Origin of the sequence: Paenibacillus sp. D2_2, from assembly GCF_031199965.1 — a bacterium.
In the GTDB taxonomy this organism is placed as follows: Bacteria; Bacillota; Bacilli; order Paenibacillales; family Paenibacillaceae; genus Fontibacillus.
In genome coordinates, this window is the sequence record NZ_CP133605.1 from 619737 (window position 1) to 638428 (window position 18692).

16 protein-coding genes, 2 tRNA genes, 1 pseudogene and 1 riboswitch are annotated in these 18692 nt (G+C 45.8%); of the genes and pseudogenes, 10 read left to right on the forward strand and 9 right to left on the reverse strand.

The features are described 5' to 3' along the window. Positions 1-284: 284 nt before the first annotated feature. Entirely contained in the window at positions 285-872 is a 588-nt protein-coding gene (locus RE628_RS02955) for a P-loop nucleotide/nucleoside kinase family protein (protein ID WP_309157341.1), read from the forward strand. Between the two features lie 317 nt (positions 873-1189). Here RE628_RS02955 and RE628_RS02960 read toward each other — a convergent pair whose 3' ends face one another. Next, complete coding sequence (locus RE628_RS02960; protein ID WP_309157342.1) at positions 1190-2209, reverse strand: ABC transporter substrate-binding protein; 1020 nt, start codon at positions 2207-2209, stop codon at positions 1190-1192. 478 nt (positions 2210-2687) lie between these two features. Between RE628_RS02960 and RE628_RS02965 the strand changes: the two genes are divergently transcribed. Next, on the forward strand, positions 2688-3449 hold the full coding sequence (locus RE628_RS02965; protein WP_309157343.1) for an AAA family ATPase: 762 nt from the start codon (positions 2688-2690) through the stop codon (positions 3447-3449). A gap of 10 nt (positions 3450-3459) precedes the next feature. Here RE628_RS02965 and RE628_RS02970 read toward each other — a convergent pair. Continuing rightward, positions 3460-4367 (reverse strand): annotated as a pseudogene (locus RE628_RS02970) (LysR substrate-binding domain-containing protein). A 215-nt stretch (positions 4368-4582) separates the two neighbouring features. Between RE628_RS02970 and RE628_RS02975 the strand changes: the two are divergent. After that, complete coding sequence (locus RE628_RS02975; protein WP_375143092.1) at positions 4583-5608, forward strand: YeiH family protein; 1026 nt, start codon at positions 4583-4585, stop codon at positions 5606-5608. Between the two features lie 716 nt (positions 5609-6324). Here the strand turns inward: RE628_RS02975 and RE628_RS02980 are convergent. Further along, positions 6325-6933 carry a TetR/AcrR family transcriptional regulator C-terminal domain-containing protein gene (locus RE628_RS02980; RefSeq protein WP_309157345.1) on the reverse strand — a complete coding sequence of 203 codons (609 nt, stop codon included), beginning with the start codon at positions 6931-6933 and terminating at the stop codon, positions 6325-6327. 93 nt (positions 6934-7026) lie between these two features. Here RE628_RS02980 and RE628_RS02985 point away from each other — a divergent pair, with 93 nt between their 5' ends. Both RE628_RS02985 and RE628_RS02990 read left to right on the forward strand, forming a co-directional pair. Further along, positions 7027-7314 carry a hypothetical protein gene (locus RE628_RS02985; protein WP_309157347.1) on the forward strand — a complete coding sequence of 96 codons (288 nt, stop codon included), beginning with the start codon at positions 7027-7029 and terminating at the stop codon, positions 7312-7314. A gap of 269 nt (positions 7315-7583) precedes the next feature. Then, the gene (locus RE628_RS02990) at positions 7584-7703 is read left to right on the forward strand and encodes a sporulation protein YjcZ (protein WP_309157349.1); all 120 of its coding nucleotides are present in this window, start codon (positions 7584-7586) and stop codon (positions 7701-7703) included. 173 nt (positions 7704-7876) lie between these two features. Here the strand turns inward: RE628_RS02990 and RE628_RS02995 are convergent. The 5 genes from RE628_RS02995 to RE628_RS03015 form a co-directional block, all read right to left on the reverse strand. Continuing rightward, positions 7877-7951, reverse strand: a tRNA-Arg gene (locus tag RE628_RS02995). Between the two features lie 176 nt (positions 7952-8127). Continuing rightward, positions 8128-9159: a ribonucleotide-diphosphate reductase subunit beta gene (locus RE628_RS03000; protein WP_309159346.1), complete on the reverse strand. Its 1032-nt coding sequence runs from the start codon at positions 9157-9159 to the stop codon at positions 8128-8130. A 63-nt stretch (positions 9160-9222) separates the two neighbouring features. Further along, on the reverse strand, positions 9223-11556 hold the full coding sequence (locus tag RE628_RS03005) for a ribonucleoside-diphosphate reductase subunit alpha (protein WP_309157350.1): 2334 nt from the start codon (positions 11554-11556) through the stop codon (positions 9223-9225). Positions 11557-11754: 198 nt separating this feature from the next. Continuing rightward, complete coding sequence (gene nrdG, locus RE628_RS03010; protein WP_309157351.1) at positions 11755-12273, reverse strand: anaerobic ribonucleoside-triphosphate reductase activating protein; 519 nt, start codon at positions 12271-12273, stop codon at positions 11755-11757. Continuing rightward, a complete protein-coding gene (locus tag RE628_RS03015; RefSeq protein WP_309157352.1) occupies positions 12270-14246 on the reverse strand; it encodes an anaerobic ribonucleoside triphosphate reductase in 1977 nt (658 codons plus the stop codon). The genes nrdG and RE628_RS03015 overlap by 4 nt, the downstream gene beginning before the upstream one ends. 187 nt (positions 14247-14433) lie before the next feature. Continuing rightward, positions 14434-14714: riboswitch (cobalamin riboswitch) on the reverse strand. A gap of 504 nt (positions 14715-15218) precedes the next feature. Between RE628_RS03015 and RE628_RS03020 the strand changes: the two genes are divergently transcribed. The 3 genes from RE628_RS03020 (at position 15219) to RE628_RS03030 (ending at position 16290) form a co-directional block, all read left to right on the forward strand. Then, entirely contained in the window at positions 15219-15518 is a 300-nt protein-coding gene (locus tag RE628_RS03020) for an MTH1187 family thiamine-binding protein (protein WP_309157353.1), read from the forward strand. 80 nt (positions 15519-15598) lie between these two features. Continuing rightward, positions 15599-15671, forward strand: a tRNA-Thr gene (locus RE628_RS03025). Positions 15672-15906: 235 nt separating this feature from the next. Next, positions 15907-16290 (forward strand): hypothetical protein, encoded by a 384-nt coding sequence (locus tag RE628_RS03030; protein WP_309157354.1) that lies wholly within the window; start codon positions 15907-15909, stop codon positions 16288-16290. A 130-nt stretch (positions 16291-16420) separates the two neighbouring features. Here RE628_RS03030 and RE628_RS03035 read toward each other — a convergent pair whose 3' ends face one another. Then, complete coding sequence (locus RE628_RS03035; protein ID WP_309157355.1) at positions 16421-17503, reverse strand: FAD:protein FMN transferase; 1083 nt, start codon at positions 17501-17503, stop codon at positions 16421-16423. A 229-nt stretch (positions 17504-17732) separates the two neighbouring features. Between RE628_RS03035 and RE628_RS03040 the strand changes: the two genes are divergently transcribed. Beyond that, positions 17733-18122, forward strand: coding sequence for a NusG domain II-containing protein (locus RE628_RS03040; RefSeq protein ID WP_309157356.1), 390 nt, complete (start codon positions 17733-17735; stop codon positions 18120-18122). Then, on the forward strand, positions 18106-18651 hold the full coding sequence (locus RE628_RS03045) for a Gx transporter family protein (protein ID WP_309157357.1): 546 nt from the start codon (positions 18106-18108) through the stop codon (positions 18649-18651). The genes RE628_RS03040 and RE628_RS03045 overlap by 17 nt, the downstream gene beginning before the upstream one ends. Positions 18652-18692: the final 41 nt, after the last annotated feature.

An 18692-nucleotide genomic window follows, 5' to 3' on the forward strand; every position in this document is an offset into this window, starting at 1 on the left:
AGTAAATAAAATCTAACGAAACACCATATCGTTATTCGGGAGAAATTGAGTATTTATGCCTCAAAATGGCTTAAATAGCGTTACCCAGTTTCGTTACATTTTTTAATGCCCCCTTTTGGTTTAAATAGCGATACCACGTTTCGTTAGAGATTGTTTGGTTAGCTTCTGTGCAGCATTAGTCTTGTTCAATCGGGAAAATAAGCGTCCTCCCTCTGGTTTGGGATTGTGTTCCATCCTTGAGCAATGATACACTGATTTTAACTTACAAATAGGGGGATATTGGAGTGCAGAAATTGGTGTTTTTTGTAGGGGTAGCTGGAACCGGCAAGACGACAGTTGCTAGAAAATTGGCGAAGCGAATTCAGGCTGCTTTTCTGGATCGCGATACGGTCGGCGGACGTTTTGTAGAGAAAATGCTCGAGATGAACGGTCTGGACGTGAACGACCGCGACTCTGAATTCTATAAGAAGCATCTCCGCGACTTGGAATATGATACAACCAAAGATATTTGTATCGAAAATCTCGCCGCTGGACAGAACGTATTTATGATCTCTCCTTTTACAGCAGAGTTGAAAAATAAAGCATGGATCGAAGAGGTCCTCAGCACTGCTGGATTGAGCAAGCAAGAGGTAGACGTCAAAGTCATCGCCGTTACCTTGGGTGATATGGAGACGCAAAGAAAACGCATCGAGCAACGGCAAACTGAACGCGACAACTGGAAGCTTGAGCATTGGGATGACTTCAAGCAGCGTGTGCAATTTGTTCCTGAAGTAAACTGGGACATCCCTGCTTCATCGGTCCTCGTCTTCGATAACAGCGGTGACCTGACCGATGAGAAGATCGAGAGTGTATATCAATTTGTGATGAATTAAGAGAAGATATATATGGATATAGAAGGAAGAAGGGCATAGTTAGCCCTTCTTCTTTACGTCTTCGGATAGCTAAAAGATAGACCAAGCTGAGCAAGGTACCTATTCAAGTACTAAACTGTGTTATTTCCTCTTCTCCAACTCCAATCGCTCCTGTAGCTCCTTCTGCATCGCGTTTAGCGCATCATCCACCGTAACATCTTTCTTAACAATAGAGATGAGTGCTTGGTTCATAGAATCGTACACTTGACCTTGAAATTCTGAGGTGACCTTGATTTTGTTGAGGATGCCCCAGCCGGAGTCACCGCTAGCATATGGCTTCAGAATAGTGAATGGTTCAGCCGGTAGACCACTGATCTCGGTGATTCCTTCATTTCGGATGGGCAGACTGACACTAAAGCCAGATGTGAAGGTTTTGGCCATTTCAGGGCTGCACATATGTGATAGCAGCTCCCAAGCGATTCGCTTATTGGGGAATCTGCATTGATGGCATACATATTATCGAAGCTCATAAATGGGGATACTTCCGGGTTAGCAGGGTTGATCGGCATCGTAACCAGGCCGACCTTGAAACTGGAGTCACCTTGTATCATTTTGGTAGAAGTTGCATGAACGATGGTCATAGCGGATTGTCCCCTTGCGAACATCGTGTCATTTAAGTCAATTTGCTCAACAGTTCCGTCTGCCATATAAAAACCATTTGCTTTGATTGTATCGGTCACTAAGCGATATGCTTCCTTCCAGCCATCGGAATTAAGCAGCAGTTCTTCCCTATCGTTGTCAATAATACGCAGCTCTTTCGTCTGTGCTACATTCAGCAGAATATCCATCGGATTTGAGAAGAGGGTCGATATTCCGTACAGCGGATTTTGCTCAGTACTAAGCTGTCCGAACCGGGAAGCGATTAGAAACAGTTCCTCCCATGTCATTTGATTGCGAGGCGGTTCTATAGCATACTCTTTGAATAGATCCTCGTTATAGTAAATCGCACTGACATCGTAAGTAGGGGATAATACGTAAATATGACCATCACCTAATTGTCTGAAAAAATCCATGGTTAGAGCGGGAATGCCTGTGGTATCGAATTGCTCCTGCTTCATCACCGCATCTAATTGCAGCAGCTTTCCCTTGTCCACCAGAGGAGCAATCTGCTCAGCATCAAGCAGGATTAGATCAGGCTTCTCTTTCTCAATGAAGTCGATCAGCTTATCACCCGGATTTTCTTCTGGTGAGTGATCTCTTAGTACATCCTTGCCGACCACTTCTATTTCTACTTCTGGAAAACTCACAGTAAAGAGATCTCCAAATTTCTGCTGGAAGGTTTGCTCATGATAGGCCATGACTTTGATTGTTCACTTTCCATCCTTTGGCATACCAGGCAGAATCTTACCGCTGCATCCAGCGAGTAATACGATCATGCACAATACTGTAATGCATTTCTGTAAATACCTTGTCCGCACCTATGACACCTCCGGTTTTCACTTGAATGGCAGGCATGCCTTGTCTGTGATGAACTATGGTACAGCCGCATTTGTATTATGCACCCAATTCCCTGCTATAGATAAATTTTACTTTTTACTCCTCCTTGTCTCAACAATTATTTCCTACGATTTTCAACGATTTGTGATACTTAGCAATAGTTCTACAATATACAAAGGGAATCCAAGTGTCAGTCCAGCTGAATTATAGGTTATACCCTTCGCTACTTTAAAGGGCTTACACTTCATTTTTTTCTGTTCTATAATAAAAAAACATGGTTCAAGCGTTTTGTAGGAAGAAATATTGGGTGAAAGAAGAAGAAAGCGAGGGATAATCGACATGAGCATTTATGAAAAAGGGGCCTTTCTACGCAGTATGACACTGCTGAGGGAAGAGGTGCCGTCTTTTCAGCGATATCCTTTTAACTTGTCTGCCGTAGCTGCTATGGAGCGGCTTGATTTTCATCCGAAGGTGACCTATATCGTTGGTGAGAACGGCATGGGCAAATCGACACTGCTGGAAGCGGTCGCGGTAGCGCTTGGCTTCAATGCGGAAGGAGGGACGCTCAATTTCAATTTCTCGACGGCGGAGACGCATTCGGAGCTGTTCCAATATCTAAGGCCTGTTCGTGGCCCCCAAAAAGCTCGAGACGGCTTCTTCTTCCGTGCGGAGAGCTATTATAATCTAGCGACAGAAATTGAAGCCCTAGATCGACAAATCACTACTGCACCCCCAATTATTGATTCCTATGGAGGAAAATCGCTGCATATGATGTCGCACGGTGAATCGTTTTTTGCTACATTTATGAACCGGCTGAGCGGAAGAGGACTCTATATTATGGACGAGCCCGAGGCGGCACTATCTCCTTATCGGCAGATGGCGATGCTGTCACGGATGCATGAACTGGTGAAGAATCACTCGCAGTTTATCATTTCTACGCATTCTCCCATTCTGATGGCCTATCCGGATAGCATTATTTATCAATTGACGCCAGATGGGATACGGACAGTTACACTTGAAGAGACAGACCACTATTTCATCATGAAGGAGTTCCTAAATAACAAGGAACGGATGCTGAGTGAATTGTTCGAGCCGAACTGAGAGCCTAGTCCTAACCTAACCCGTTAGTTCTCAACCGCTTTGCATCTTCCATAACCTGTTGTACAAACCGCTCGATCGCCATCGAAGGTGAATGATCCATAGTTTGAATGGTGGAGAAATCACGGGTCAGTTTTATTCCTTTTAGGGGGATATTGTGTAGGGTACCTGACTCAAGCTCCTTACGGACAACCCAGCGGGACAGAATTGCTACGCCAAGACCGGCAGTGACTGCCTCTTTGACGCCTTGGCTGCTATTGAATACATATGTACGTTTAATTTCAAGCTTATGCTCTTGAAGAAAACAGTCACTAAATGCCCTTGTACCGGAGCCACTCTCACGTAAAATCCAGTTCAAATGCTGGAGCTTGCTGATATCGGCCTGTTGCATGGCACTAAGCGGATGATCGGGTGCGGCAACGAGCAGCAATTCATCCTTCATATAAGGCGTGATCACCAGATCCTCTCCGGTTACATCCCCCTCGACTAATCCCAGATTAAGCTCTTGCTTGCGAACCTTTTGAACGATCTCCCATGTGTTTCCGATCGTCACCTGCAGCTCAACCTGGGGGTATTGCGCGACGAATTCCGCGAGTAGTCGCGGGAGAAGATATTCACCGATCGTGAAGCTAGCTCCGACATGGATCGAACCGGTTACGGTGTCTTGTAGTAGATGAATATCGCGTCTTGCTTCATCGTATAGGGCCAGAATTCTCTTGGCTTTCTCATATAAAATAAAACCAGCCTCAGTCAGCTTCACCTGCTTGGGGAACGATGCATTAACTTGGCACCTAGTTCATTCTCTAGATTGCGGATATGTAGGCTAACGCCAGGTTGGGATAGATTCAGCAACTCGGCAGCGCGTGAGAAGTTTTTCTGCTCAGATACAGTCACGAATACTTTAAGGTTCTCTACAATCATGGATCTGTCTCTCCTTTGTTTGCTCTTCTCATTGTACCCCGCTCACGAAACGGTCAACAACCATTTTCCTTCTCAATCATAAGTATTTCTCATGATCAAGATAACAGATCTTTATTTCAGCTTTACCGCGAGCCGCCTTATAGTTGTAATCGTAATAGACATTTACAGAGATTATTTACAACGGTGGGGGAAGTGGGAAGGTGAAACATAATTACATTCATTTATGGAGGCAAAATAAAAAATTCGGCTTCACCGAAGGAATTATCATTACGCTAATCATAGCCATTCTCGCTAAATTTATAGCGGGATTCCCATTCTTAAGCATCATGGGTCAGCTTGTGATTGCCATATTGATAGGTATAGCATGGCGGGCTATATTCGGAGTGCCGTCTGAAGCGGCGCCGGGGATTAACTTCTCAAGCAAGAAGTTGCTGCGTTTCGGAATTATTCTGCTCGGCATGCGGCTGAATCTGCTCGATATAATTCATGCCGGACCGAAGGTGCTGGCGATTGCCGTGATCAATATTATATTTGCTATATTTGTGGTGTATGGACTGACCAAATTATTTAAGGTCGATCAGCGGCTCGGTATTCTGACCGCCTGTGGTACAGCGATTTGCGGAGCGGCTGCTGTAGTGGCCATCGCCCCGCAGATCAAAGCGAATGATGATGAAACTGCGGTTGGCGCAGCTACGATCGCTATTCTAGGTACGTTGTTTACTTTAGCTTATACGCTGTTATATCCAGTGTTGGGACTGACGGCAGCCGGATATGGTATTTTCTCAGGTGCTACGTTGCATGAAATCGCTCATGTTATCGCTGCGGCAGCGCCGGGCGGCAAAGAAGCGGTTGATCTTGCCGTCATCGTCAAACTGACGCGTGTAGCTCTGCTTGTACCAGTGGCGATTATTATTGGGATTTGGGCGGGTAGAGCCGAGCGCAAAAACAACCCAAATGCCATCAAAACAAGCTGGCGCGATATTCCGATTCCGTGGTTTATCCTTGGCTTCCTGTTGATGAGCGGTGTCAATACGCTGGGTATTATTCCTGCCGTAGTAACGAACCAACTGATCGTCGCAGCTTACTTGCTGATTGCGATGGCGATGGCAGCGCTTGGCTTGAACGTCGATATTGCTACCTTCCGCAGAATGGGGCTTAAATCTTTTGCCGCCGGATTTATTGGCTCGATTCTACTGTCGGGCCTCGGTTTCGGCCTGGTGCACTGGTTCGGGTTGGCGTAAGGGGGATGTTGGCCGAGTTTCAGGCTGAATTCGATAGAGACCCAGTTGAAACTCAGTCGGACTCAGTCAAAACTCAGCCAGAATTCAGTCTGAACTCAGTGAACCAACCAGTCGGAATCCAGTCGAAACAATGTTGACGCCCTTCTCTGAGCTCTAATGAAACTATGGAACGTTATTTCCACGAAAACAGTGGTGAATTAAATCTAACGAAACTCCAGATCGCTATTGGGGAGAAAAGTAGGCATTTTGCCGCTGTTTCGCTTCAATAGCGATACCTAGTTTCGTTACAATTTTCAGCAGCTCTATTTGACCTAAATAACGATACCCAGTTTCGTTAGAGATTAAGCTATATGATATAGGTTTCCTGATCTGATGGCCTGCAAACTTGCAGGCTTTTTTGCTTATTTGATACGAAGGCGAATTAATGACGAGCCTGGGGGAAGTCTTTGGGCAGCTTGACCATTTGGGATATGAAAACCTGTATAATATGTAAATGAGAGTTTTATATTATCGGTGAGCGCTAGTAGAGGAGACTTGAGGTTTGAGAGATAGACATACAGGTTAGGAGAGGATTTAGCCGATGAGTGAAGCAAACAATTGGAAGCACGGGCCCGCTATTCAAGCATCTGCTTCCGATTTGAAAGTGTGAGATTGTGAGGGACGGCAAATACGCCTTCCTGCCTTTGGAGCTAGAATAGAGGCCTTAACAACACCAATTATCGTCCTTCAATAATAAGTCTCAGACTATCATTAAATAGATCATCCGCCGTACGGCCTGAATTAAAATATTCCTCTATGCCTGCAATGAGGGTTGGATGGCCCTTTTGGAATTGTTCCATTGCAAAATCATTGGTCATATCAGCATCCAGGGGAGTTTGTTCCTCGATCACATGTCCTAATGTGAAGCGGGTTGCTGTCAATACAATCAGACGGGACTCGCGTAAACTAACTCCAGCGGTAAGCAATGTTCTTATTGCTGCCTCCGTCACATGGGCCATTGTAAGCGAGAAATGGGCACCTGCAACAACTCGTGCTCCGTCAGTATATGCAAGCAAGGCTTGCCGCATATGGTTGAAAATATGCAGTAGCCATTCCTGCCAAGGCTGCTCAATATCACGGGGACGCAGGTCGCGAGACACGGGCTCAAGTATTCGCTCTGCCATTTCATTGCCCAGAGCTGCTTTATTCTTAACATGCCAATACAGGGTTGGAGCTTTGACACCTAGCCTATTTGCTAAGGATCGCAAACTAACGCCGTCGATTCCAGCCTCATTCAGCAATTTTAATGCTTCCTCTATAATTTCATTTTTGTTAAGTGCCATCATTATCTCCTTAAATATGATCTTCTTGACAGTCTAACATATATAGACTATATTTCAAATATAAATCTATACATGTTAGAGAAGGTGGTGGATCTGTTGAATTCTATAAAACACTGGCACCGAAAAGTGGTTCGAAGCATTGCTCTTGCATTTGGGCTTCCAGAGGACTTGAGTCATCATCATCGGGCGCATGTTCGACATCGACATGCCAACCAAGCTATACATCATCCCCGTAATCAACGTGTCGCGAATTGGCATGTACGACATAATCAAAACGTGGCAGAGTGGCATACACGACATACCGCTGAAGTGATGTCGGCAACGGATTGGCTTGGCAAGTGGGAACGATTCGTCTATAAGCAGATTCGTCGCTTTGCCCGGTAACAAATCAGCTTCGATGATAGACTGTCCAACAGGGCAGTCTTTTTTCTCTCAGATGTTTTTGCTTTTGCACTTAATTGGTACCTAACTGGAATACTTGGACTACTTGCCACACTCCGTATTATTACTAATCCAACCAAGCCAGATAACGGTGGATATAACTTGGAGTACGAGATCTAATAAATGGGCTTTATCATAGGTGGAGATGTCCAATCTGATTATAAAGAAATGAATAGGATGGTGTGTACTCTAAATACAAGGAGGTAAGAAATATGGGTGAAGTACTAGGCGGTGTAGGTCTTAGCTGTGGCGGTGGATTATGGGGTTCAACTGGAGCTATTTTAGTCCTGTTTATACTTCTTGTAATCATTTCAAGAGCCTTTGTATTCTAATTGATTACTAGCCTTGCAAGCTAAACGCTAGTAAGGCTTTTTAATGTTATCCATATCACTATTCATAGTATGAACCGTCGTCTCTAACAACGAGTTTACGGATGCATAAGAAGGAAATGGAATGTCAGGATCACGAGAGCAAAAGGAAACCCCCTTGATATACAAGGGGGGGACGCGCCACGGCGGGATTCGAACCCGCGACGCATAGTTTAGGAAACTATCGCTCTATCCTGCTGAGCTACGGGCGCATATGAAGTTGCGTCTTAATCAATGTCATTAAAAATCGACATAAAGTCATTATAAATTAATTATCGCAAAAAGTGAATCCGAAATTATCCCTTATGAACATCATAGACAAAAAAGGCACTGAAGAGTCGGAATCTCCGACCCTTCGGTGCTTTTTATTTTAGAAAATCATCGAATCTTACAGATCATCAAATCCGTTGTCGTCGCCGACTTTGCCGTAGTTGCGGGATTTGGCTTCGAAGAAGTCGGTCTTCGTAGCATTGAGCGCTTCGTCGGAGAACGGCTTGATCCAAGGCATACAGTTGACGTCAACGCCATCGTACGCTTTGTCCAGTCCCATCAATTTAAGGCGTTTGTTAGCGGTGTATTTGATGTAATCGGACAATTCGTTCAGGTCGATGCCTTGCACCTTCTTGAGCGTATAATGCGCCCAGTTCGTCTCCAACTCAACCGCACGGTTGATTGTACGATAGACGTAGTCCATATTTTCCGGAGTATTCAGTTCCGGGAAGTCGATGAGTAGCTGCTTGAACACTTCGGCGAAGAAGTAGCAGTGCTGGTTCTCATCGCGTTGGATATAGGAGATCATCTGACTGGTCCCCATCATCTTTTGATCGCGAGCGAGGTTGTAGAAGAAGGCAAATGTACTATAGAAGAATATGCCTTCCAGAATTAAGTCAGCCACAAGAGCCTCAAAGAAAGTCTGAGGAGTCTGCTCGTTGCGGAAGTTCTGATAGATCTCGGAGATGAACGTGTTTCGCTCAAGCAGTACCGGATCATGCTTCCAATATTCAAAGATCTCTTTCTGCTCCTGATCGGATACGAGAGAGGATAATACATAAGAATAGGATTGGTTATGCACGACTTCCTGCTGAGCGATAACCGCAGCGATCGCTTCCAGCGAGGAATCGGTCAAATAGCGCTTCACGTCGCCGACAAACATCGTCTGCATCGAGTCGAGCACGGCTAAGAGGCCGATGTTGATCTTAAAGGTACGCTGTTCCTCGGGATCAAGCAGTTGGTATTGCTGGGCATCCTTGCTCATTGGGATTTCGTCAGCGATCCAGTAGTTGAGTAGCAGCACCTTGTACAGCTTGTACATATGCGGCATGCGGATATCGTCCCAGTTCACAATACCGGAGCATTCGCCGTTAATGATACGGGTTGATTTATTGGGAGCCTTAGTATTAAAGATCTCCTGTAATTGCAGTGTCATTTGGATACATCTCCTAGTATTAATAATCTAACTAAATCTTTCAGCGTCAAAATAGGATTATGATGCGCAGGATTCGCACTCTTCAATCGTCAACGCACGGCTTCGTACATAATAAGTTGTCTTGATACCAGCTTTCCAGGCATGAAGATGCAGATCCAGGAACTCAGTTGCTTTGATGTCCGGGCGTACATACAGGTTGAAACTCTGTGCTTGGTCGATATGGCGTTGACGGGCGCTGGCCATGTTGATGGACCAGTGCTGATCGATCATAAACGCTGTCTTGTAGTACCAGATTGTCTTCTCTGACAGGTCTGGAGCCGGGTTGGCAACTTTATAAGTCGTCTTCTCTTCATAGGAGAGAAGCTCATAGAGCGGATCGATGCTGGCGGTAGAGCCGGCGATGATCGAAGTCGATCCGTTTGGTGCGATAGCAAACATCCAGGCGTTGCGCACGCCGTTCTCATGGACTTGTCCCATCAGCTCGTTCCATTGCTCTGTAGTTACATATTTGCCTTCACGCGAACCGTCGATATAACCACGGGAAGTAAAGTAATGTCCGGTATCCCAGTCCGAACCAGCGAACTTCGGATAGCGGCCTTTTTCAATTGCTAGTTCCATACTTGATCTAATCAACAGGTAGTTGATTTTTTCGTATAGAGCGTCGTTATATTGTACGGCTTCTTCAGATTCCCAACGGATGCCCTCTAGTGCGAGCAGATGATGCAGCCCGAAGGTTCCGAGCCCGATTGCGCGGTATTGGCTGTTGGTATATTGCGCCTGAAGCACCTCAATATTGTTGATATCAATTACGTTGTCTAGCATGCGTGCCTGAATCGGTACAAGACGATCGAGCACTCCAGCTGGTACAGCACGTGCCAGGTGAATAGAATTCAGGTTACATACGACGAAATCGCCAGGAATTTTTGAAATAACGATCCGGGTCTGTCCATCTTTCGTCACGAGTTCCTCCTGCTCAACTACTGTCGGCGATTGGTTCTGCATAATCTCCGTACAGAGGTTGGAGGAATAGACCATGCCATGATTACGGTTCGGATTCGCACGGTTGACAGTATCGCGATAGAACATGTAAGGCGTTCCTGTCTCAAGCTGCGATTTCATAATCCGCTTCATGATGTCAATGGCCGGCATCGTAATGCGGGATAACGTAGGGTGATCCACTGCTTCTTGATACTTCTCGCGAAACTGGCCCTTGCCAACTTCCTCGTCATAGAAATCCTCTAGGCCAAGCGGCCGTCCGTTCGCGTCCTTCCAACCCATCGTCTTCTTCACTTCATGTGGGCAGAACAGGTTCCACTCGCCGCGTGCTTCGACGGCTTCCATGAACAGGTCAGGTAGGCTTACGCCATGGAAAATATCATGTGCACGCATCCGCTCATCCCCGTTGTTGAGCTTCAAGTCGAGGAAGGAGAGGATATCTTTATGGAATACGTCAAGGTAGACGGCGATCGCTCCTTTGCGCGTGCCGAGCTGGTCTACACTGACCGCAGTATTGTTAAGCTGACGAATCCAAGGGATAACGCCGGAGCTAGTGTTCTTGTGGCCGCGGATGTCTGAACCGCGGGCCCGCACTTTACCAAGATAGACGCCGATTCCGCCGCCCATCTTGCTGAGGCGAGCAATATCAGTATTGGAGTCGAAGATGCCTTCGAGCGAGTCGTCAACCGTATCGATGAAGCAGCTCGACAGTTGCCCTGCTACCTTCTTACCGGCGTTGGACATTGTTGGTGTTGCCGCGGTCATGTAAATATTACTCATCGCCCAGTAGGCTTCTTTAACGAGCTCCATCCGTCTCTCGGCCGGTTCTTTATGCATCAGGTACATGGCGATCACCATGTAGCGCTCTTGTGGTAGTTCCATGGTCCGGCCTTCAAAGTCAGTGGCCAGATAACGTTCGGACAGTGTAAGTAGCCCGATATAGTCGAACAGTAAATCACAAGAGGGATTGATTGTCTCTCCGAGTTCTTCGATTTGTTCCTTCGTGTAACATTCCAGCAATTCTTCGCGGAGAATGCCACTCTTACATAGATCGGTGATCAAGTGATAGAACGAACCGTAAGGTTCTTCCGGATAAGATTTGTAGCGGCGGTTCACAGCAGCCTTCTTATACAGCGTAGTAAGCAGGGCGCGGGCAGCGGCGAATTTCCATTCCGGTTCTTCCTTGGTCACGAGCTCAAGCGCAGACATCGTGAATGCATTGCTAATTTCTTCTCCGGTAACGACATCTCGTCTTAATTTGGAATGCACACCGCGTAGCAGACGCTCCTTATCGATCTTGTTCAGGCCTTCCAGAATACGGTCGGCATAGATGCCAAGGCGATCGCTGTCGAACGCTAGCTGGCGGTTATTGGGTTTGGTTACGAATGATGGCATGGAATATCCTCGCTTTCGTGATATAGGATCAAGCAGCAGCCGGAGCTGTGCGAAGCTACAAAAATTGTTATTTAAAATTGCAAATATGCGCGAAAAAAGGGGCGCAGGTCAAGTGTGTTGCGCCGGTAAGTACAAATTTCGCTAATATTCACTGTGAGAAACATCACAGATTATTAATTATACAAGAAACCTAGTAGGCTAGAAAGAGTACAAGGGTTCCCAATCTATTACTTTTTGGGCTGCTAGACTCTCAGAAATCCTTATGATTCGCTGGTTAGAGCTGCCTCGATAGAGTAGAGAGGGGTCTCTTAAATTTTTTATAAATCTTCCATCGACAAGAACTTCGCAGCGTTCGAGTAAGCCAAATTCCGGTGTTCCCGGCATGGCCAGTAATTCTTCAAATGTATACCCCGTGTATATCCAGATTGGAACTGGTCCGGCCTCCTGACGAAGGCGATCAATGAAGTCATTGACCTCTTCGGCGGAGAAGAAGGGATCGCCGCCAAGAAGGGAGACTCCACTTAATAAAGGGTTGTTCTTAATATCTGAGATGATCTCTGCCTGCCGATCTTCTGTAAAGGGCTCTCCGTATTTGAAATTCCACGTTGCCGGGCTAAAACAACCCGGGCAGCGATGGCGGCACCCACTTATGAAGATGGAGGCGCGCAGGCCTTCACCTTCATTTATGGATTCCGGGTAATAACCGCAAATATTCATATCCCGTGTTTTACCCGGTCGCGGACTTCCGCTTGTTTGGCAGAGTTGAAGCGTGTCTGGTAGTCCCCGGTCAAATAGCCTGTAACCCGGCGCAGGCGGCGGATATGCACATCGTTCTCATGTTGGCCACAAGAAGGGCAGGTAGCTCCGATAATCCCTTCATAGCCACAGGATGTGCAGCGGTCTATCGGATGGTTGAGGCTGAAATAGCTGACTTGCTTAGACAGTGCATACTTCACAATATTAATGAAAGCGGCTGGATTGTTGCGGGCATTTCCGTCCAATTCGATATAAGAAATGGCACCTGCATTACAGAGCTCGTGGAACGGTGCTTCCAGCTCGATCTTTTTCGCTGCACTTAAAGAATAGTACACCGGAATATGGAATGAATTCGTATAGTATTCTCGGTCTACGATTTCCGATACCTTGCCGTATACAGCGCGGTCGCGCTTTGTGAATTTGCCGGACAGCCCCTCGGCAGGCGTTGCGAATAGAGTAAAATTCAAATTGTGGCGCTCGCTCTGCTCATCGCAATACTTACGCATATAAGAGATCAATTCAAAAGCCTTACGATATACTTCTTCATCTTCGCCATGGTGCTTGCCGTACAAGGCCTTCATGCATTCCGCCAGCCCGATGAACCCGATGGATAAGCTGCCGTGCTTGAGTAGATCGCCGACCTGGTCATCAGGAGCCAGCTGTTCGCCGCCTTCCCAGACGCCTTCGCGCATCATGAAATCGGAAGCTTTGGCCTTCTGGTGAGACTGGATCTCGAAGCGGTGCAGCAAGCCGTCGGTCGCAATGTCCATATAATGCTTCAGCTCGCGGTAGAAGCCACGTTCGTCGGCCTCTTTGCGTCGTCCCAGCGCGATGCCGTGCTCCAGTCCGAGCTTGACTAGATTGATCGTGTTAAAAGACAGATTGCCTTTGCCGGACAAATGGTTGCGTCCGAAGCGATCGCTTAATACGCGAGTGCGGCAGCCCATTGTTGCAAATTCCGTATCCGGATCGGACGGATCATAATATTGTAGGTTCAGAGGCGCATCAAGGTTAGCGAAGTTCGGATACAGCCTTTTGGCGGAGCATTCCGCAGCCATCAAGAACAGATGATAGTTGGGATCGTTCTTCTCTTGGTTGACGCCTTGCTTGCATTTGAAGATTTGAATCGGGAAGATCGGTGTCTCGCCACTGCCCAGACCGCGCATCGTCGCTTTGAGCAGGGATTGAATGACCAATTGTCCCTCTGGAGAGGTGCAAGTGCCATAGTTGATGCTGGTGAACGGGATTTGCCCGCCAGCCCGGCTCGACATCGTATTTAAGTTATGGATCAGGCTCTCAGCACCTTGTAAGGTTTCTGATTCCGTCTCTTTGGTTGCATATTTGTAAGCTCTCGGATATTGTTCCTGAAGGTCGCTTCGACTCATTGAAATCTCGCCCAAGTCCGCCGCTTCGTCTCCTTCTTCAAAGTACTCAAGTCCTTTGCGGAAGTATTTCATGAACGACTTGCTTACATAAGGGGCCAGATCGTGATCCAGCTTATTGGCGGAGACACCGCCGTACTGGGAATTTTGCTGGGATTGGAAAATGATTGCCACCAGCGCCATGGCCGTCATGATCGAATTAGGCGGACGGACGCTGCCATTACCAGTGTTGAAGCCCCCGGCAAGCAGTTTATCAAATGGAATGAAGATGCAGTTCGTCGTGCCAATAGCATATTGATCCAGGTCATGTACATAAACGATATTATCCTGGATAGCTTGTACCAGATGGTTAGGCATCACAAAGTGGTTCGCATACCATTTAGCGTACTCACTGCCGAATTTGCTCATTTTGCCGGAGAAGCTCTCGCCGTTCAGGTTCGCATTCTCGCGTAGTATTTCTAGGTTGGAGCTGGCGACGATCTCTTCTCCTAGATGGATCACCTCATCCAACATTTGCTCCTGATCCGTATAAACTCGATTTAATAACGCCATAACAAAGTACTCCCCTCTAATTACCAGACATTCTTGACATATAAAAAGCATCTCCAACCTGCCTCAAGGTCGAAAATGCCCGATTGCGCTCAATCAAACACAGTACTCCTGTGTTCCGATAGTATGGTAGCTGAAAAAGTATGTAGCAGCTGCAAGCGGACACCTGCCTGATTCCTCGCAGGTCATTAGCGGTGTCATTGAAACAGGCAGGTCTCCTGGCTTCCGGGTCATTCAGCGGCGCCTTCCCACAGGCTTGTTACCTGCAGTGGCATGATGCCGACGAATTGCTTAAAGTGGCAGTTCAAAATGTGTTGAAAAACTGACCTTTTTGAACGCGCACTATAGAGGTTGATAGCCTCCATAAGCTTCCGGTCACAGTGGCGGGACCGCAGCGGATTTGCACCGCGCTTCCCTTTTAAGATCCGGTAGTCTAAAATACTCCGAACCACCTGTTCATACTATATTTGGTTGTCTGGAATTGATGATAGCCCAATATATTGTGTTTGTAAACAGGTCATAAGAAGGATTGACGAGTGAAAATCAGATGAAAAACAGTAGAAAGCAGACCTGATGCGGCGAGTCGGGGACGAAAAAAAATGTGAACTTTTATGGACCACACAGATGGTTAATTTGATACTCTTGGAGAGAAGGAAGGAGACCCGAATTAGCGCCTAGTAAACTGTCTACCGTCTCTAACGAAACGTGAAATCGCTATTTGATTGAAAAAGGGCTAATGGGATTTCTAACGAAACAGGGTATCGCTATTTAGCCCATTTAGAGGATTTCAGCATGAATTAAGCCCAAATAACGATATGTAGTTTCGTTAGATTTAAATTCCCCCTCTTCTGCGGCAATAGCGTTCTGTAGTTTCGTTAGAAATAACTGAGGAACTCCAGCGATTCTGAGTTTGAACTTCGCCTGATGTTGTGGTTACAATATAAGTAACAATCGCAAGGATAGGGAGGAATTACGATGGCAATAGCAGAAGTAACGGTTATTCCGGTAGGAACAGGCAGCACCAGTCTCAGTTCATATGTTGCTGAATTGCAGCGCGTGTTGGAGAAGCAGACAGACATTAAATATACTCTGACATCTATGAGTACAATTATTGAGGGACAGCTTGAAGATATATTTGCTGCGATTCGGGCAATTCATGAAGCACCATTCCAATCCGGAGCCATGCGTGTATCGACCTCGATTAAAATCGATGATCGCCGTGACAAAGAGAGCTCTTCCGAGCAGAAACTGCGTTCCGTTCGCGAGAAGCTTTAGACGGATTACCAAACTTGGTGGTTGCATTTTTGTGAAAAAGCGTTATAATATTTTTTGTTTCGATTTATAAATGAATATATGCTGATGTAGCTCAGTAGGTAGAGCAACGCACTCGTAATGCGTAGGTCGGTGGTTCGAATCCTCTCATCAGCATCCTTATTTATTCAAGCACAGCGTGACTTCCGAGGTTTTCGGGGGCCGCGCTTTTTTGCTTAATAAGCAGATCTTCTACCCTTAAACAAGGTTAAGAAAGGCTATATACTATAGGGGATACTGTAAGAATAAAAGAGAATAGCAGATGTGAAATACATACAATTACAGAATAGGTACACTAAGAACTTAATTGTAGAAGGGAGAGAGCTGAGCCGTCTCGTCCGGCACAACAATTATGGTTAAATTTCTGAAAATCAATGGCATTAGTGCCATCTATGGGCTTCTCTTCGCGATCCTGGCTGATCTTATGTTGAACATTTATCGGCTTGCCAGGCTGATAGAGATTGAAGTAGGGAAGATGGGGACGATTATTAATTGGTCAGCATTGTTGATCCTGGCAGTCGCCTCCTTCTCCATGTACTGGCTGACTAAGCTTCAATTGGGTTGTGGTGGGGTGCTATTATTGACGTCAATCCTCTGGTTGCCATATGCGGTAGGTTTTATGTATGTTTTTGCTACTTTGTTACCGATCACGGATCGGCGAGGTTCCTTCACCAGCAGCGGGACTTATGCTAATTGGAGCATTCATTCTGTATCCCTTCTACATATTGTTGATTAACGCGATGGCTTTCACGCTAGGTGGAGGCAAGCAAGGCGAATCCTTTTGAGGCAAAAAGAAATCCCGGCAGTATAGAAGAACCGCCGGGATAGTGTATAATCATATAGTGGCTTTTAGTGAGCTCTTTGGTTTAGTTTGCGTACGTGTAGTCATCATTTGTCTTGTTCAACAGCTTTTTGAATCCAGGTGTAGCATACAGCTTCTTGTCTTTCGTAATGAACAGAACCTCAATGTTAGGAATAGTCTCGGCAAACTTCAATCCTTTTTCTACACCCATGAGGACCAGTGCAGTGTCTACCGTATCAGCTAAAGTTGAACTGTCGGTAATGAGTGTAACACTGCTGATGTTGTTATCAACCGGATAGCCCGTCTTAGGATCAAGGATATGCGGGTACATTTTGCCATTCTCGACGAAATAACGCTCGTATATTCCTGCGGTAACGACAGTCTTATCATTCACGGGAACAGTGCCGATTGGTTTACCTCGCTCCTGATCAGGATCCTGAATGCCGATATTCCAATCCTTGCCGCCGGGCTTCTGGCCCATGGCATAAACGTTGCCACCCAAATCGATAATCGCACTATTAAAGCCCTGATCCTTCAAATAATCGTATACAAGGTCAGCGGCGTAGCCTTTACCATAGGAACCGAGATCGATTTCCAAGCCTTTTTCTGTTAGGTACAGCTCATGCTTGGCTTCGTTCAGTTCAAGCTTCCGGTAGTCACACAGCTTCTGCATGGCGACAATATCCTCGGGTTTAGGAACATGGGCTCCTTCATGGCCGATATTCCATAGATCAACGAGCCTACCGATTGTCGGGTCGAGCAATCCTTCCGACTTCTTGGCATATTCGACAGCATAGGCAACAAGATCAAAAGTTTGCTTGGACACTTCTACTGGAGCGATCCCGGCGTTTCTATTAACTTTGTATATCTCACTGTTCTCGTTCGTTCTGCTGATCTGATTGTCGATCTTTTTAAGCAGTGCTCCGAGATCATCAAGATTTTTCTTGGTAGCTCGATTATCATAAATCTTGATATTAACTACTGTATCAAAGATAAAGTAGGTTTCCTTCATAGGTTCAACGGTTTGATTCTGCGATTCACTGCTGGAGCCCGGAGTTGATTTATTTCCTGAACTTCCACAGCCTGCAAGAAGTGACCCTACGATAGACATTGTTAACAGTAAAATAGCTGCTTTTTTCATATTCATCGGATTTACCTCTTTTCTGCCTGTCATTTAACGTCCTTGATTGTAGCAGAAATGAAACAGCACTAAAAGTACAAATTTTCACAATTGAAAAAAACTTCAAATTTAAATGATTATTTTGTGAATAGGCGTTGGATGAGACATTTATCACACTTATGTGATGAAAGTTACATGTATAATAAGTTCATCTAAGATTTATATTATTCAAAAATAAGGAAATAAGGAGTTGCACATGAAACGCGGAGACATCCTTTTAATTGGATTAGTCGTAGTTATTGCATTGGCATTTATTATTCCCCGCTGGTTCGATCGAGATGCAAGTGAAAAAAATCACAACGAACTTCGGACTGCTAAAATTACGGTCGATGGGAAATTATTTAAAGAGGTAACTCTTACTAAAGAAGAGCAAACCGTGGAAGTGAAAAATGAACACGGGCTTAATATTTTAAAAATTCACGATTATGGCATTGAAATGTTTGATGCGGATTGCCCTGATAAAGTATGTCTTTCTTTCGGATTTGTGGATCGAACGGGAGGTACGATTATCTGTCTGCCGCATAAGCTGATGGTCGAGATCGAAGGTCCGTCAGAGGAGGATGGTATCGATGCAACGGTTAAATGAGCAATCTAATATCGCGCTTAAAAGAACAGTTATCATAGCTATCTTCGCTGCGGTTGCTGTCGTGCTTAGCTTGGTTGAATCCTTGATTCCCCTTAATATGAGTGTTCCCGGCGCTAAGCTGGGACTTGCAAATATTATGGTGTTAACTTGCCTATATTTCCTACGAGCTCGGGATGCCATGATGATGGTACTGCTTAAGACATTACTAACGGCTTTTATCTTCGGCACATTCTCAAGCTTCCTATTTAGTATTATGGGGGCGTTATTCAGCTTTGTAGCGATGTGGTTCTTGCTGTTGGTCGGTCGAGACAAGCTTAGCTTCATCGGTATCAGCATCATTGGCGGGATCGCTCATAATATCGGGCAATTGACCGCGGCTTGTATATATTTCAACACGTCGAAAATATTCTACTATTTGCCGATGCTGCTGATTATGGGGGTACTTACAGGTATCGCGGTAGGCATTGCCGTTAAATATCTGATTCCTTCCTTATCGAAGCTGTCCTTGTTCGAAGGATTTTTAGCATAGCAGCAGTTTGTGGTCGGTCAGATACATAGACGCTGACTGCA

Excerpts from the sequence above, each read along its gene's own strand:
- RE628_RS02960 (WP_309157342.1), bottom strand. The coding sequence starts at position 2,209 with ATGGCCTATCATGAGCAAACCTTCCAGCAGAAATTTGGAGATCTCTTT.
- RE628_RS02965 (WP_309157343.1), top strand. The coding sequence starts at position 2,688 with ATGAGCATTTATGAAAAAGGGGCCTTTCTACGCAGTATGACACTGCTG.
- RE628_RS02980 (WP_309157345.1), bottom strand. The coding sequence starts at position 6,933 with ATGATGGCACTTAACAAAAATGAAATTATAGAGGAAGCATTAAAATTG.
- RE628_RS02990 (WP_309157349.1), top strand. The coding sequence starts at position 7,584 with ATGGGTGAAGTACTAGGCGGTGTAGGTCTTAGCTGTGGCGGTGGATTA.
- RE628_RS03005 (WP_309157350.1), bottom strand. The coding sequence starts at position 11,556 with ATGCCATCATTCGTAACCAAACCCAATAACCGCCAGCTAGCGTTCGAC.
- nrdG (WP_309157351.1), bottom strand. The coding sequence starts at position 12,273 with ATGAATATTTGCGGTTATTACCCGGAATCCATAAATGAAGGTGAAGGC.
- RE628_RS03015 (WP_309157352.1), bottom strand. The coding sequence starts at position 14,246 with ATGGCGTTATTAAATCGAGTTTATACGGATCAGGAGCAAATGTTGGAT.
- RE628_RS03020 (WP_309157353.1), top strand. The coding sequence starts at position 15,219 with ATGGCAATAGCAGAAGTAACGGTTATTCCGGTAGGAACAGGCAGCACC.
- RE628_RS03030 (WP_309157354.1), top strand. The coding sequence starts at position 15,907 with ATGGTTAAATTTCTGAAAATCAATGGCATTAGTGCCATCTATGGGCTT.
- RE628_RS03035 (WP_309157355.1), bottom strand. The coding sequence starts at position 17,503 with ATGAATATGAAAAAAGCAGCTATTTTACTGTTAACAATGTCTATCGTA.
- RE628_RS03040 (WP_309157356.1), top strand. The coding sequence starts at position 17,733 with ATGAAACGCGGAGACATCCTTTTAATTGGATTAGTCGTAGTTATTGCA.
- RE628_RS03045 (WP_309157357.1), top strand. The coding sequence starts at position 18,106 with ATGCAACGGTTAAATGAGCAATCTAATATCGCGCTTAAAAGAACAGTT.